The organism is Ruegeria sp. CDSB013, assembly GCF_059611165.1.
This window is the reverse complement of the sequence record NZ_JBXWPA010000006.1, coordinates 97,681-112,779: the sequence shown is the minus strand read 5'-3', so window position 1 is coordinate 112,779 and position 15,099 is coordinate 97,681. Positions and strand designations below refer to the sequence as shown.

Below are 15,099 nucleotides of genomic sequence, written 5' to 3'. Positions count from 1 at the left end.
CATGCCCGGGATGCGTTTGCTGCAATGCAGCGTAAATTTTAATCAGAACATAAAGTATCGCTGTGCCATCGGTAGAACTTCGGCAGGCTGACAGGTTAGCAATTCGCCATCCGCGCGCACCTCATAGGTTTCCGGGTCAACATCGATATGCGGTGTCGCGTTGTTCAGCAGAAGATCCTGCTTGCCAATTTCTCGTGTGTTTTGGACGGCGACGGTTTGCTTTGCCAATCCCAGTGTATCACCGATCCCATCCACATGGGCCGCCTGCGAGACAAATGTGATCGCCGAGTTTTCCACCGATCGTCCGTAAGCGCCAAACATTGGGCGACTATAAACCGGCTGCGGTGTAGGGATCGACGCGTTGGGGTCGCCCATCTGCGCGCAGGCTATGGTGCCGCCCAGCAGAACCATCTCGGGCTTAACGCCGAAAAAGGCCGGGTTCCAAAGGACGAGGTCGGCGCGTTTGCCTTCCTCGATACTACCAATCTCGTGGCTCAGGCCATGTGCAATGGCCGGGTTGATGGTGTATTTCGCAATATAGCGGCGGACGCGAAAGTTGTCGTTCTCACCGGTTTCCTCGGGCAGGCGCCCGCGCTGTTTCTTCATCTTGTCTGCGGTTTGCCACGTGCGGATCAGCACCTCTCCGACGCGGCCCATGGCCTGACTGTCGGACGCGATGATCGAGAAAGCACCCATGTCGTGCAGGATATCCTCGGCCGCAATGGTCTCACGCCGAATGCGGCTTTCGGCAAAGGCCACGTCCTCGGGGATGGATTTGTCGAGGTGATGGCAGACCATCAGCATGTCGAGGTGTTCCTCGACCGTGTTTACCGTAAAGGGCCGCGTCGGGTTGGTAGAGGAGGGTAGGACATGGTCCTGGCCGCAGATCTTGATGATGTCCGGGGCATGGCCTCCGCCAGCGCCTTCGGTGTGGAAGGCGTGGATCGTGCGGCCTTTCATGGCGGCCACGGTGTTTTCGACAAATCCAGATTCGTTAAGCGTGTCGGTGTGGATCATCACTTGCACATCCATCGCATCAGCCACCGATAGGCAGCAGTCGATAGCGGCAGGGGTCGTGCCCCAATCTTCATGCAGTTTTAGGGCGCAGGCCCCAGCACGGACCTGTTCCTCAAGCGCTGCGGGCAATGAGGCGTTGCCCTTGCCTGCAAAGGCCAGATTCATGGGAAAGGCATCTGCCGCCTGCAACATCCGTCCGATATGCCAGGGGCCGGGGGTGCAGGTGGTCGCCAGCGTCCCATGCGCCGGACCGGTGCCGCCGCCCAGCATAGTGGTCAGGCCGGAATGCAGCGCGTCTTCGATCTGTTGTGGGCAGATGAAATGGATGTGGCTATCGAACCCGCCTGCGGTCAGAATGCGACCTTCGCCCGCAATGATCTCGGTGCCAGGACCGATAATGATGCCCACACCGGGCTGCGTATCCGGGTTTCCGGCCTTGCCGATCTTGGCGATACGCCCGTCTTTCAACCCCACATCCGCTTTGTAGATGCAGGAATGATCGAGGATCAGCGCGTTGGTGATCACCGTATCCACCGCCCCTTCGGCGCGCGTGAACTGAGATTGCCCCATTCCATCACGAATGACTTTGCCGCCACCGAACTTGACCTCCTCGCCATAGACGTCTTCGCGGTGTCCGGTTTCGCTAAAACGCGCGGCTGTTGCACGCTCAACGATCAGGTCTTTCTCGACCTCAATAATCAGATCGGTATCCGCCAATCGTACTTTGTCGCCGACCGTGGGGCCAAACATAGAGGCGTAGTCACTCCGACTGATTTTGCCCGGCATTTTTCAGAGCCCCCATGATATGCATATTGAAACCGTAGATGTGGCGGCGCCCGTCGTAGGGCACCAGCATAACCTCGCGAGTCTGACCCGGCTCAAATCGCACGGCAGTACCTGCTGGGATGTCTAATCGCATCCCTAAAGCTGCATAGCGATCGAAATCCAAGGCGGAGTTCGCTTCGGCGAAATGGTAATGGCTGCCGACCTGAACGGGTCGATCACCGGTGTTGGCGACAACAACAAGACGACTGCTGCGTCCGGCATTGAGCGTCAGTGAACCCTCGGCGGGTATGATCTCACCGGGGATCATTTTGGCAGTTTCATAATCACTGTGACAGCGATGACCGCGATCAATGCCAGCCCAGCTGCGAGCAGGGCATAATCACTGCCATGGGAGTGAACATGGGTATCCGAATGGGCCATGGCAGGGCCAGCCAGAATGAGGGCGGGAAACAGCATGCGATACATTGGGAACTCCTCTGAGGTTTAGCGAATAGGGTTATGGACAGTCACAAGCTTGGTGCCATCCGGGAAGGTGGCTTCGATCTGCACCTCGTGGATCATCTCGGGCACGCCTTCCATACATTGGCCGCGGGTGATCACTTCAGCCCCGGCCTGCATCATGTCGGCAACCGAATGGCCATCTCGCGCGCCCTCGACCACGGCGTCGGTGATCAGGGCGATAGCCTCGGGGTGGTTCAGTTTGACGCCGCGGTCCAGCCGCTTTCGGGCGACCTCGGCGGCCATGGCGACCAGAAGTTTGTCTTTTTCACGAGGTGTCAGGTTCATGTCAGAGCATCCAGCATCGGGGTAATGTGTCTTTGTTCAACCGGCGCAAAATCGGCATCAATGTGCGGCGAAGAGCCAAGCTGTTGTCGGCCAGAATACGGGCGACCAGCAGGTCCTGTTGGATCAAGGTTGCGCCGGCAGTATCGGGTAGCATTTTGCGAATGGAATCCAGTCGAGTTCCGGCCGCTTTCGACGCAAAGACGATCAGCGCCATCGCACCCGCGCCATCTGCAACATTTGGCTTCGAAAGGTGAGAGTGCCAATTCCCCGAGAACCGTATCGTATCCAGAAACGCCAGCGCCCCTGCGTGTCGAATCTCTATCTGATCGCGCAAGCGGATGTCGGTCAGCGTCTCGCCCATGGCCGCGCGACCGAAGACCAGCGGCTCTACCATCAGCATCTCGGCATCCGGCGCCATATCGATCCTGAGGCGGCGGTCCAAAGCACTGCCATTGAACAGAATAGTCTCTTGCGGCAACCAGTTCAGCCGGGCTCCGGCCTCAACTGTCAGATGATTGGTAATCTGGCCACATTCTTCGGGTTGAGCCTTGTAGGCCCTCTCGCAGGCTTGCGTTGTCAAAGTCAGCGCGGTGCCTTCTGCGGCCATGCCGGAAAACCGGAATGTATCCCCTCCGGTCACTCCACCTGCCGTGTTCAGAAGAACCGTATCAAGATCAGACGTCGTGGTTCTGGGAAACAGGCATTTAAATGACCCGGACTGGCGAAGCGTGTCCAGCACCGTCTTTTTGCCCAGTTTCTTAGTGCTCAGGCTGACGGCACCTGCAGCACGCGGTGGAACAGCACTGTGCGTGGGCAATATGGCTGTAACTTGGGTAATAAGGCACCTATAGAGCTTGGTTTGGTGGCACCTGTTTCTCTGTTGAAGGGGCGGAACACTAATCTACAGTGTCGAAATCTGCTTATTTCGACATCGCGCGTCTAAATTTTAGACAGCGACCCCGGTCTTGGATGAAAAAATAGGCGCATCTCGCCGATTTCCCAAATTGGGTAAATGGTAAGTTGCCAAGCTTGCTGCGATGCAGAAACCGTATGGGTGCCACCGCGGAAACGACCCGGGGGTGTGTGACGGCTGCGCGAATTGGACCTCGAACACAACCGCCACACGGAACGCAACAACAGTTGCGGGGATCAGGTAGAAGAAGAGTGTGCCTTTGCGCAAGCCCTCTCTCCCGGCCCCGCCAGGAGGATTATATGAAATCGCTCAAATCCACGCTCGCCGGATCACTTGTATTTGCTGCCATGGCCACCGCCGCACTGTCGGCTGAGGACACGATCAAGGTTGGCGTGCTGCATTCGCTGTCCGGCACGATGGCGATCTCGGAAACCACGCTGAAAGACACAATGCTGATGCTGATCGATCAGCAAAACGCGAAGGGCGGCCTGCTGGGCAAGCAGCTTGAGGCGGTTGTGGTCGACCCCGCATCCGACTGGCCGCTATTTGCTGAAAAAGCGCGCGAGCTGCTGACCGTGCATGAGGTGGACGTGATCTTTGGCAACTGGACCTCGGTTAGCCGGAAATCGGTGCTGCCGGTCATCGAAGAGCTGAACGGCCTGCTGTTCTACCCGGTTCAGTATGAGGGCGAGGAGTCCTCGAAAAACGTATTTTACACCGGCGCCGCGCCGAACCAACAGGCAATCCCTGCGACAGACTATTTTCTGGAGGAACTGGGGGTCGAGAAATTTGCTTTGCTCGGCACGGACTATGTCTACCCCAGAACCACCAACAATATTCTTGAAAGCTATCTGAAACAAAAGGGTATTGCTGATGACGATATCTTCGTCAATTACACCCCTTTCGGCCATTCCGACTGGTCCAAGATTGTGGCTGATGTGGTCGCGTTAGGCGCGGATGGCAAGAAAGTCGGCGTGATTTCGACCATCAATGGTGACGCCAATATCGGATTTTACAAGGAACTGGCAGCGGCTGGTGTTTCGGCAGATGACATTCCGGTCGTGGCCTTCTCGGTCGGTGAGGAAGAACTGTCCGGTCTGGATACCACCAACCTCGTCGGTCACCTCGCCGCTTGGAACTACTTCCAGTCGGCGGATACCGAGGTCAACGCAGAATTCGTGGACACCTGGAAAGCCACCATGGGCGATGAACGCGTGACCAACGACCCGATGGAGGCGCACTACATCGGCTTCAACATGTGGGTGAACGCCGCGACCGAGGCCGGTTCGACCGAAGTCGATTCCGTGCGCGCTGCGATGTACGGGCAGGAGTTCCCGAACCTGACCGGTGGCACCGCCGTCATGCTGCCAAACCACCACCTGGCGAAACCGGTTCTGATCGGTGAGATTCAGGAAGACGGCCAGTTCGATATCATCAGCGAAACCGAAGTCGTGCCGGGTGACGCGTGGACTGATTTCCTTCCGGAGTCGGCTGTGCTGGTCTCTGATTGGAAAGAGCTGGGTTGCGGTATGTACAACACCGAGACCAAGACCTGCGTTCAGACCCTGTCGAACTACTAACAGACCACGCAAGGCGGGTTTGTTTGCCCGCCTTGCCACAAAAGACATTCGGGTTTCACCACATGGTACGACTTTTCCTTGCGGGCCTCGCAATCCTGTGCGCCGGCCTGACTGCAAACGCTCAAGAGGTCGGTCTGCAACCGATCCTGCAAGAACATCAGGAGATCATCGCCAAAAGTTCGCGTAAGACGATCAAACCGGCGATTGATGCTATTGCGTCCAGCGGTTTGCCTCAGGCGCAAGTAATGCTTGAGACATGGGCCGCCAAAAACATGTGGATGCGCAAGTCTGACGGTCTGTTCTTCGCTGGCCAGAAAGGTGAGGGGCGGTCGTATGAACTGACCGATTTCGATACAGGTGCGATCGTCGGCACCTTCGAGAAGTCCGAGCTTAAGCAGTTGAAGCCCAACAGCGGTATCCGCGCGATGATTGGGACAGCGTTGGTGCAGTTCCAACTGACCGATCCCAACCGCGCGAAGCGGCTGGCGGCCCTGCAATCCATTCAGCGTGATCCCGAAAGCGCACTATTAGAGCCGCTGCGGGCTTCGATAGACGATGAACCGGACACGGAATTGAAAGCGCAAAAACAGCGGCTTGAACGATTGCTGACGATTGGATTTGACGAAGATACCGCAGCCCGCGTGGCCGCAATCGAAGAAATGTCCGGCGATCTGGGCGTAGATGTTCGTGCCGCTTTGAACCCTTTGGTCGTCACCTCCCGGCACGCCGCTCTCGAATTGCCCACTGACCTGAACGTCGCAGTTATTCTTGAAGCGGGCTCAGAAGTCTTAACGTCCGACGAAGCATATGACTTGCTCGTTGCGGGAAACCTCGCCCCACCGCGTGTTTCAGCGGATGATATCAGAGCGGCACTATCGACTAACATTGTCGGTGGTCGTGTAGGTGACATTCCCGTCGCGCAACTGAGTTCAGATGCAATGCGCGAGCGTGCGTATGCCTCTCTGGCAGAGGCCGGGCTTGTGCCAGCCTTATTCACGGACGCAGACATCGACGCTGCAGTAAACGCGCATGTATTCTTCGAGACCTACAGCGAGTCGTCTGCTGAGGTCACCGAAGCAGCCGAGAAAACTCTGGAACAGATCGAACTGAAGGTCGGCCTGAACCAAACACTCGACCTGACGCTGGACGCGATCTCACTGGCGTCGATCTATTTCCTCGCCGCCATTGGTCTGGCCATCACCTTCGGCGTGATGGGCGTGATCAACATGGCCCATGGTGAGTTTATTATGATGGGCGCCTATACCGGCTACGTGGTGCAACAGTTTATCCCTGACCACACGCTTTCGATCGTCGTGGCAATCCCCATGGCCTTTGCCGTGACATTTGCCATGGGTGTCGCAATGGAGAGGTTGGTGATCCGCTGGCTATACGCCCGGCCGCTGGAGACACTTCTGGCGACGTTCGGTATCTCAATTGCCCTGCAGCAACTGGCCAAGAACATCTTTGGTACACAGGCTCGTCCGCTGACCGCTCCAGGCTGGCTCAACGGGGCGTGGGTGCTGAACGACGTGGTCGCGATCAGCTATATCCGCATCGCGATCTTCGTGCTGGCTATGATCTTTCTGGGGCTGTTCCTCTACATCATGAAACGGACCCGGCTGGGGCTTGAGATGCGCGCGGTGACGCAGAACCCGCGCATGGCGGGGTCGATGGGGATCAATCCGGGGCGGGTGAACATGCTGACCTTCGGGCTGGGCTCGGGCATCGCCGGGATTGCGGGTGTCGCCATCGGCCTCTTTGCCAAGGTCACATCAGATTTGGGCAGCGATTATATCGTACAAAGCTTCATGACCGTTGTTGTCGGCGGTGTCGGCAACATCTGGGGCGCGCTGGCGGGTGCCGGAATGATCGGCTTCCTGCAGAAAGGGATCGAGTGGATGAACCCATCGAACACCCTCGCGGCGCAAACCTACATGATCATCTTCATCATCATTTTCATCCAGTTCCGGCCAAGGGGCATCATCGCCCTCAAGGGCCGCGCGGCGGGGGATTGAGCCATGGAACGCAGCTTTATCTCCAAGAACCCATCCGTGCTGGTCTTTCTTGCCATCCTGTCCCTGTTCACCCTGAGCGTGACCATCCTGTCCGAGGGTTTCGGGATCGGCGTAATCTCGACCAGTTTCGTTAAAACACTGGGCAAGACCCTGTGCCTGTGCCTGATCGCAGTGGCGATGGATCTGGTCTGGGGCTTCACTGGCATCCTGTCGTTGGGCCACTTCGCCTTTTTCGGGCTGGGCGGCTACATGATCGGTATGTGGCTGATGTACGAGCGTACACGCCTGATCGTGGTAGACTCGCTGGCACAGGCCGAAATTCCACCGACTTCGGCCGAGGTGGTGGACGCCATCGCTACACAAGTCTTTGGCGTTGTCGGATCGTCGGAATTTCCGTTGATCTGGGTGTTTTCCCACAGCCTGACACTGCAACTGATCCTGATCGTGCTGGTCCCCGGTCTACTGGCGCTGATCTTTGGATGGTTGGCTTTCCGGAGCCGTGTCACCGGTGTGTATCTGTCGATCCTGACCCAGGCTATGACTCTGGCGCTGGCCCTGTACCTGTTCCAGAACGACAGCGGCTTGCGCGGCAATAACGGGCTGTCCGGCTTGCAGAACCTGCCAGGTGTCACCGCCTCGCAGGACGTGGTGTCGATCTGGTTCCTCTGGGCTTCAGCACTGGCGCTGGGTCTGGGCTATATGCTGGCCGCATGGATCGTGTCAGGCAAGTTCGGCTCGGTCATCCGCGGCATTCGCGATAACGAGGCACGAGTGCGCTTCCTTGGCTACTCGGTCGAGGTCTACAAGCTGGCCGTCTTCACCCTGACTGCTTGCATCGCAGCCATTGCCGGCGCGCTTTACTATCCGCAAGCTGGCATCATTAATCCCGAGGAGATGGCCCCCATCGCCTCGATCTATTTGGCCGTCTGGGTCGCCATCGGTGGACGAGGCCGCTTGTACGGCGCGGTAGTTGGCGCAGCCTTTGTCAGCCTTCTGAGCACGTGGTTCACGGGCGGGCAGGCCCCGGATATTCCGCTTGGGTTTTATACGATCAAATGGGTTGATTGGTGGCAGGTGCTACTGGGCGTAACTTTCGTGTTGGTTACGTTGTTTGCCCCTCAGGGCATCGGAGGATTGTTCGACTTGTGGACCGATCGCCGCCACCCGGACAGGCATGGGGCAAATTTGGGACCGGGTGACGGCGCTCTGCGAGAGAAGGAGGCCATGGAATGAACACTTTGCTTGAGGTTAGCGGTGTTTCGGTCACTTTCGACGGTTTCCGAGCTATCAACAACTTGTCGTTCCAGATCGGCGACGTTGAGCTTCGCGCAGTGATCGGCCCGAACGGGGCCGGTAAGACTACGTTCATGGACATCATCACAGGTAAAACCCGGCCCAATGAAGGGCGTGTCATCTGGGGAGAGAAATCCCTATCTTTGTTGGGACTTTCCGAAGCAAAAATTGCGCAGGCTGGGATCGGGCGGAAGTTTCAGAAACCAACGGTTTTCGAAGACCAGACCGTGCACGAAAATCTGCTGATGGCGCTTCAGAACAAACGTGGCTGGCTTCACGTGCTTTTCTATCGAACCACCACTGAGGATTTGCAGAAAGTTGAAGATCTGGCTGTCGAAATCGGTCTGCATCAAGACCTAAGCCGCAAAGCTGGTGAACTGAGCCACGGTCAAAAACAATGGCTGGAAATTGGCATGCTGCTGGCCCAGGAGCCACTACTCTTGCTGGTGGACGAACCTGCCGCCGGCATGACACCGCAGGAGCGCGAACACACCACCGACTTACTGGTACAAGCCGCCAAAACCCGTGCCGTTGTCGTGGTGGAACACGATATGGAATTTGTCCGACGCCTGAATTGCAAAGTCACGGTTTTACACGAAGGGTCCGCCTTGGCTGAAGGCAGTCTTGATCACGTGACATCTAACCAGGACGTCATCGACGTTTATCTAGGGCGCTAAACAATGCTGAAGCTGACTGATCTGACTTTACATTATGGGCATTCGCAAATCCTCAACGGGATTTACATGGAAGCCAGACAAGGTGAAGTGACTTGTGTCATGGGGACCAATGGTGTCGGGAAAACCAGCCTGATGAAAGCAATATCAGGTACGCATCTGCGCTCGGGTGGCAATCTGGAACTGGACGGGAAACCTTTGGGTGTCCTGCCTGCTCATCAAATGGCGTGGAAAGGCGTGGCTTATGTTCCACAAGGTCGTGAAATATTTCCTTTGCTCACAGTTCGCGAAAACCTTGAAACGGGGTACGCCTGTCTGGCAGCCAGCGAGCATTTTATTCCAAATGAAATTTTTGACATGTTCCCGGTTCTCAAGCAGATGCAAAACCGTCGTGGAGGTGACCTTTCTGGCGGTCAGCAGCAACAGCTGGCGATCGCGCGGGCACTGATCACGCGGCCACGCCTGCTGCTGTTGGACGAGCCGACCGAAGGAATTCAGCCCAACATCATCCAACAGATAGGCGAAGTCATCCGGCACCTCAGAACCACGAGCGGAATGGCAATCATCCTGGTGGAGCAATACTTTGACTTTGCCTATGACCTTGCCGACAGATTTATCGTGTTGCGACGCGGAGAAGTCTTGATCAACGGCACTAGGGAAGACGTGACACGCGATAAGTTGTTGCAGGCCGTAACTGTCTAAAGCAGATGCTTGAAATGGGTTTCAGGATTGAAGAATGAAACGCAAAACTTGGTTAAATTTAGGCTCGGGATTTGGTTTGATCCTCTGAACACGTTCAATTGAAACTGTATTCTCTTCTGAAATCCCGTCGTTCGGTGTCTCCTTCCTTGAAGGGCAAGTATATTTGATCACATGACGGACTTCATTTCGTGCTGAAGTTCGACGTAGACGCTTTCCCAGCTTTCACCGTATTTCGAGTAATGACGGCTAACTAGAAGTACCCATGTTGTGGAAGGCTTTTGAGTCGCAAATGGCAAAACCTGTGCGCAGAAGAATTTCCGCATGATTCAAAATCAATAGCTTAGCTGTCATTGAGTGGCAAAACTATGTGTCGCCCGACAGTTGGACGTCAGACGAAATTGACCTTTGCGTCATAAACTGACCCAACACCCCCTTTTTCGTTCTCCCGTAGACTGTTTCGTTTGATCTGACTTCCCTTCCGGAAATCAGGGCTGATTTGCAGATCAGACGGCGAAGCCGCCTGTTCCTGCTGATCTGCCACGTGGCGAACGCGGGAGGGGGCGAGGCAATGCTAATCGGCAGGGGTGGTGCGGCCCGCAGGCACGGCCGAGGACACGGCCGGTCTAATAGGGTTGCCCGAGGGGGAGGGCCGCGCCCTCACACTGACGGCCAGAGCGTTTGACCTGTCCAAATCCCGCTGGCCCACGAAAGGAAAATGGTGGGGAAGAAAACCCCACCGCAAGTTGCGATTGTATCATTCTGTCGAACTGAAAAAGTAACAGTCTGGCCACCAAGCTGCCGTTCGCTGCAGTTGCGGCATGGATCCTCAAAAATGGCAGCTATGCGCAGATAGAGAACTTTGCAAATGTTCGTGGGATGTCACTACCGAGCCCAAAGCCTCGGCGTAAATTCCATCACTCTGTCTGCCTTGCAAAATGGTTACGCCCAAGGCTTGTTACGAAGACTAGTAGTCTTCGGTTTTACACCGTTCCCTTCAATTAGCGTTGTTTTAATTGACACAATGCCTTGCATGCGATCCGCTAAACTACGTCATCTGTTTTAGCGCAAGGATTTGATGTCATGCCAGAATCGCTCAACCTGCATAAATTTGAAAACCTAAGTCCTTTCCAAATCAAAGACGAACTTATCAAGTTGGCGCAAAAAGAGGCGCGGCAGATGGCTCTGCCATATCTTAATGCTGGTCGAGGGAACCCTAACTGGATCGCCACTAAAGCGCGGGAGGCATTTTTCCTTTTAGGGCAGTTCGCTATGACAGAAGCACAGCGCCATCGTAATGAGCCGCAGGTCGGTCTGGCCGGGATGCCGCAAGGGCCAGGCTGTTATGACCGGCTAAAAGCATATTGCGCCAAATCGGTTGAAGAAAACGGCCCTCCAGGGGCGGAAGCTTTGGTGGCCGTAGTGGATTTTGCGATTGAGAGATTTGGTTTTACGCCAGACGATTTCGTGCTTGAGCTGACCGACGGTATTGTTGGCGACCATTACCCGATGCCCGACCGGTGCATGGAGCACAACGAGGCGATTGTCCACGAATACGTCATGTGGGCGATGTGCGCGGGGAACCGACCGGATGCGAAGTTCGATATCTACGCAGTTGAGGGTGGAACCGCTGCGATGTGTTACATTTTCAAGGCACTCAAGAACCAGCGGTTGCTGAATGCCGGCGACACCATTGCGTTGGGCACACCGATTTTCACGCCCTATCTGGAAATGCCGGTACTTGAGGACTACGGGCTGAACACAGTGGATGTATCTTCGACAGAAGAGGACCATTTTCAACTGAACGACGATGATTTCGAAATTTTGTCCGACCCGAAAGTCAAAGCACTATTTCTGGTCAACCCGGGCAACCCGTCATCAGTCGCTATCAGCCCCGAAGTCTCGACTCGGCTTGTCGAGTTCGTAAAGAACCGCCGCCCGGACCTGATCATTTTGACTGACGATGTTTACGGGACCTTCGTTCCAAACTTTCAGTCCATCTTGGGGCACCTGCCTGAGAATACCATTGGGGTCTATTCCTACTCCAAGTATTTCGGTTGCACCGGGTGGCGCTTGGGCGCGATTTTGGTGGCCGAGAACAACATCTTCGACAAGATGATTGCGGAGGCTCCGGACGAAACCAAGGCCGTCGTCAACGCACGGTACGAAACGTTGACGCCTGATCCATCCTCGTTCAAGTTCATTGACCGGATCGTTGCCGACAGTCGCGATGTTGCGCTGAACCACACCGCAGGTCTATCACTGCCGCAGCAGGTGATGATGACTTTGTTTTCACTGGTCGAGCTTATGGACGAAGAGAAGGCCTATCAGAAATTCTGCTGGGGTATTCTGAAGCATCGCTTTGACGAGTTGGTCGAAGGGATGGGCATCGACGTTCCAGATAACCCGCTGTTCGACAAATATTACGGTATCATCGACTTCGAATTCTGGCTCCGTAAATACGTGGGCGAAGAGGTGGTCGAATGGATTAAGGAGAATGTCCACCCTCTAGATATATCCTTCAAACTGGCTCAGGATCACGGGATCGTTTTGCTGAATGGGTCGGGCTTTGACGCGCCCAACTGGTCGGCGCGGGTATCGTTCGCCAATTTGGATGATAGCGCTTACCGCCAGATCGGAAGGGCGGTGCGCGCGGTGGCCACTGGTTACGTGCAGGCCTACCGTGCCTCGAAAGGACTGCCTTTGCACGGTTGAAATCTAGCACTAGCAATGAGGAACGGATCAGCGTGATGGTTGCCACACACGCTGATCGCACCCTTTCAAGTTAGGATCCCGGTTGTCGCGCCCATTTCCGGTTTGACTCACGGAACAAAAGCCACAACCAGCGGCCCCCAGAGCGTCAGGAAGATGTTGGCCACGGCATAGGTCATGGTGAAGGCCGGTGTGGGAGTCGAGTTTCCAGCCTTTTCCAATAGTGTCGCAAAACCGGGATTGCCCGAGCGTGATCCGGTCACAACCGCACAGGCCTCAATCGGGTTTTTTATACGCAGGGCGAAATAGTTGATTGGGAACTGCACGATCATGGGCATCAATGTAACCACTACACCCAACAGCAGCAGCGTGATCCCATATTCCTGAATCGCCTCTAGCGCGGGCTTGCCTGCATTGAGGCCAACGACACCAACAAACACAGCTAATCCAAAGCTCTGAAGGAAATTCGCGGCCCCACGGTTAATACCGCCGATCTTGGGCCGCCGGATGCGCATGTAGCCGATGATCAACCCTGTAACTAGGCATCCGAGGCCGGACCCCAAAGCCACCTTCGTTCCCGCGATGACAAAACTGATCTCTCCTATCAGATAGCCGATGGCCACGCCGATCCCCAATGCAATGAAATTGGTTACCGAGGCCGAAGGCGGAACGTAGCCCGCAACTTTCGCAACTCGGTTCAGATCGTCCTTGTGACCGACAATACTGACCTCGTCCCCTGCGTGGATCTCAGTGTTGTGCAAGACGGGGACATCATGGCCCATGCGGGTGATCTTTGAGATGTGAACACCGCGCCTTTGATCCGCTGTCAGAGCCTCGCTCAATTCTGCCAACGTTTTGCCAGTCAGTTTGCGGTTGGTGACCACTACGTTTCGACGTTCCTCTACAACCGTCAGTTCAGGAGGATACTCTCCGATTTCACCACTGGCGCTACCCTCAAACTGGGTCAAAGTCGCTACGAGGCCAGAGACGACCACAACGTCTCCTGCATTGACCACTGTTTCAGGATTCGGATCCACAGGAGCGCCATCGTGGAGTAACCGTTCGACGATCAGATCGCCATCATAGCCGCTTTCGATGTCTTTGACGGGTTTTCCGGCAATGGTTGCATCGGCATTTACCTGATAGGCTCGGGCGTCAAACCGGTTCATAGGAAGGAACTCACCTTCCTCTAGTTTGCGACCGCCGCCGCTGAGCTTCTGAGCCAGCTTAATCGCTTCTTGTCGCAGGTCGACACGCATGATGATTGGAATGACACTAACTGCCAATATTGGGCCGATCGAGCCGAAGATATAAGTGACCGAGTATCCCACGGCGATGTTGGTTTTCAACTTTTCCGCCTCATCTGCGGCCAGCCCAAGCAGATCTATGGCATTTCCAGCGGTGCCGATGATTGCAGATTGTGTCAGGCCACCAGCGGCTAATCCAGCCGCCAACCCTTTATCCAAGCCGGCCAACCGAGCAACAACAATAACAAAAAACAACCCCCAGAGGGTCATCGTAAACGCGGCAAGTAACTTGGTCAGAGCAGTTCGGTTCAAGGCCGCAAAAAATTGAGGCCCGCCATTATAGCCAACCATAAAAATGAAGAGGGAAAAGAATACATTCTGAACATCGGTGCTAAGGTTGATACCGCCGATTTGGCCAATGAAGACCGCCACCAACAACGTACCGGCGATGCCCCCCAGTTCGAACTTGCCGACCCGAAACTTCCCAACGCCGTATCCCAGACCCAGACAAAGAAACAGTGCCATGATCGGGAAGGCGCGCAGTTGTTCTGTAATCAATTCCATTGTGAAATCTCCCGCGTCCCAACGGTGGTCCTTTCCGTTCAAGATACAGCGCCTTACTGTATTGAAAACAAGAAAATTTAGACGATGGGCGTCGTGCGGACTTTTCGAAAGTACTCGGAATAAACTTTTTCAAGGGCAGGTGCATTTGGAACCTAAAAAGCAACTTTTTGGAATGTAGTCACACCATTCACTCTTTGTTTTTGGGGAGTGAGTTTTGGCCATCCCGATGGATTTTTGAGTACCCTTCGGACAAGCTGCAATTACTCACGCAAGTTGCAGCGAACGGCGTTTGTTTTTCTGACCTGCTCTGCAGGAATGAAGCCATAAGTTTGAATCTCGGGCGACTGTGTACAGGATAGCGTCTTCGTAAACGCACTTAAGTCTTCAGTCTCTTTCTCAGGCAATTCCAGTTCCGAGAGTATGGCGGCCTTGTGGACGTGCGACTTTTAGTGGGTCTATTGGAAGACAACCAACAAATTTACGCTGGAGAAAAGACGGTCATCCGGGCTGGCAGCTTTTTCCGCTGACCCGCCAAGTGTGCTTCAAATCCAATGTCCACTTCGGGCTTGATAGGGATCCAGCATGTGGATTTCATCAGGGCCAGCGGTCAATCGCGCCGCACAAATAGGCCGGACAAATGACCGCTACGCAAAACGATCAAAATCACAAAGAAAACCCTTGCAACACCGGAGCTGTCCACAAATTGCATTATCCGCAGGATAGATGTGTCCAGTAAACCGCCTAGATTGGCTTTTACAAAAGATTGCGAAACAACCGATAGTCGGCGACACAGCGCGAGTATTTGTGAAATTT

Annotated in this window: 12 protein-coding genes; 6 read left to right on the top strand and 6 right to left on the bottom strand. The window is 55.1% G+C overall.

Translation table 11 applies throughout. The features are described 5' to 3' along the window. Window positions 1-42: 42 nt before the first annotated feature. From ureC to AC2FJF_RS12280, 5 genes are read right to left on the bottom strand one after another with little or no spacing between them, the layout of a single operon-like run. The gene (ureC, locus tag AC2FJF_RS12300; RefSeq protein ID WP_496725661.1) at window positions 43-1,803 is read right to left on the bottom strand and encodes an urease subunit alpha; all 1,761 of its coding nucleotides are present in this window, start codon (window positions 1,801-1,803) and stop codon (window positions 43-45) included. Beyond that, on the bottom strand, window positions 1,778-2,110 hold the full coding sequence (locus AC2FJF_RS12295) for an urease subunit beta (protein WP_496725660.1): 333 nt from the start codon (window positions 2,108-2,110) through the stop codon (window positions 1,778-1,780). Before AC2FJF_RS12295 ends, ureC begins: the two co-directional genes overlap by 26 nt. Next, window positions 2,107-2,268 (bottom strand): hypothetical protein, encoded by a 162-nt coding sequence (locus AC2FJF_RS12290; protein WP_496725659.1) that lies wholly within the window; start codon window positions 2,266-2,268, stop codon window positions 2,107-2,109. The genes AC2FJF_RS12295 and AC2FJF_RS12290 overlap by 4 nt, the downstream gene beginning before the upstream one ends. Before the next feature lie 18 nt (window positions 2,269-2,286). Beyond that, window positions 2,287-2,589 carry an urease subunit gamma gene (locus AC2FJF_RS12285; RefSeq protein ID WP_496725658.1) on the bottom strand — a complete coding sequence of 101 codons (303 nt, stop codon included), beginning with the start codon at window positions 2,587-2,589 and terminating at the stop codon, window positions 2,287-2,289. Window position 2,590: 1 nt separating this feature from the next. Continuing rightward, entirely contained in the window at window positions 2,591-3,406 is an 816-nt protein-coding gene (locus AC2FJF_RS12280; protein ID WP_496725657.1) for an urease accessory protein UreD, read from the bottom strand. 395 nt (window positions 3,407-3,801) lie between these two features. Here AC2FJF_RS12280 and urtA point away from each other — a divergent pair, with 395 nt between their 5' ends. From urtA to AC2FJF_RS12250, 6 genes are all read left to right on the top strand, one after another. Further along, complete coding sequence (gene urtA / locus AC2FJF_RS12275) at window positions 3,802-5,082, top strand: urea ABC transporter substrate-binding protein (protein WP_496725656.1); 1,281 nt, start codon at window positions 3,802-3,804, stop codon at window positions 5,080-5,082. Window positions 5,083-5,144: 62 nt separating this feature from the next. After that, entirely contained in the window at window positions 5,145-7,097 is a 1,953-nt protein-coding gene (gene urtB, locus AC2FJF_RS12270; protein WP_496725655.1) for an urea ABC transporter permease subunit UrtB, read from the top strand. A 3-nt stretch (window positions 7,098-7,100) separates the two neighbouring features. Next, window positions 7,101-8,330 carry an urea ABC transporter permease subunit UrtC gene (gene urtC, locus AC2FJF_RS12265; protein ID WP_496725654.1) on the top strand — a complete coding sequence of 410 codons (1,230 nt, stop codon included), beginning with the start codon at window positions 7,101-7,103 and terminating at the stop codon, window positions 8,328-8,330. Further along, window positions 8,327-9,067: an urea ABC transporter ATP-binding protein UrtD gene (gene urtD, locus AC2FJF_RS12260; RefSeq protein WP_496725653.1), complete on the top strand. Its 741-nt coding sequence runs from the start codon at window positions 8,327-8,329 to the stop codon at window positions 9,065-9,067. The genes urtC and urtD overlap by 4 nt, the downstream gene beginning before the upstream one ends. 3 nt (window positions 9,068-9,070) lie before the next feature. Further along, on the top strand, window positions 9,071-9,766 hold the full coding sequence (gene urtE, locus AC2FJF_RS12255; protein ID WP_496725652.1) for an urea ABC transporter ATP-binding subunit UrtE: 696 nt from the start codon (window positions 9,071-9,073) through the stop codon (window positions 9,764-9,766). Window positions 9,767-10,846: 1,080 nt separating this feature from the next. After that, the gene (locus AC2FJF_RS12250) at window positions 10,847-12,478 is read left to right on the top strand and encodes a bifunctional aspartate transaminase/aspartate 4-decarboxylase (RefSeq protein ID WP_496725651.1); all 1,632 of its coding nucleotides are present in this window, start codon (window positions 10,847-10,849) and stop codon (window positions 12,476-12,478) included. A 107-nt stretch (window positions 12,479-12,585) separates the two neighbouring features. Here the strand turns inward: AC2FJF_RS12250 and aspT are convergent, their stop codons facing one another. After that, complete coding sequence (aspT, locus tag AC2FJF_RS12245) at window positions 12,586-14,286, bottom strand: aspartate-alanine antiporter (protein ID WP_496725650.1); 1,701 nt, start codon at window positions 14,284-14,286, stop codon at window positions 12,586-12,588. Between the last annotated feature and the right edge of the window lie 813 nt (window positions 14,287-15,099).

What these genes read in the sequence shown, in the direction of transcription:
- AC2FJF_RS12290 (WP_496725659.1), bottom strand. Translation starts at nt 2,268, where the DNA reads ATGTATCGCATGCTGTTTCCCGCCCTCATTCTGGCTGGCCCTGCCATG.
- AC2FJF_RS12250 (WP_496725651.1), top strand. Translation starts at nt 10,847, where the DNA reads ATGCCAGAATCGCTCAACCTGCATAAATTTGAAAACCTAAGTCCTTTC.
- urtD (WP_496725653.1), top strand. Translation starts at nt 8,327, where the DNA reads ATGAACACTTTGCTTGAGGTTAGCGGTGTTTCGGTCACTTTCGACGGT.
- aspT (WP_496725650.1), bottom strand. Translation starts at nt 14,286, where the DNA reads ATGGAATTGATTACAGAACAACTGCGCGCCTTCCCGATCATGGCACTG.
- AC2FJF_RS12295 (WP_496725660.1), bottom strand. Translation starts at nt 2,110, where the DNA reads ATGATCCCCGGTGAGATCATACCCGCCGAGGGTTCACTGACGCTCAAT.
- urtB (WP_496725655.1), top strand. Translation starts at nt 5,145, where the DNA reads ATGGTACGACTTTTCCTTGCGGGCCTCGCAATCCTGTGCGCCGGCCTG.
- urtE (WP_496725652.1), top strand. Translation starts at nt 9,071, where the DNA reads ATGCTGAAGCTGACTGATCTGACTTTACATTATGGGCATTCGCAAATC.
- AC2FJF_RS12285 (WP_496725658.1), bottom strand. Translation starts at nt 2,589, where the DNA reads ATGAACCTGACACCTCGTGAAAAAGACAAACTTCTGGTCGCCATGGCC.
- ureC (WP_496725661.1), bottom strand. Translation starts at nt 1,803, where the DNA reads ATGCCGGGCAAAATCAGTCGGAGTGACTACGCCTCTATGTTTGGCCCC.
- urtC (WP_496725654.1), top strand. Translation starts at nt 7,101, where the DNA reads ATGGAACGCAGCTTTATCTCCAAGAACCCATCCGTGCTGGTCTTTCTT.
- urtA (WP_496725656.1), top strand. Translation starts at nt 3,802, where the DNA reads ATGAAATCGCTCAAATCCACGCTCGCCGGATCACTTGTATTTGCTGCC.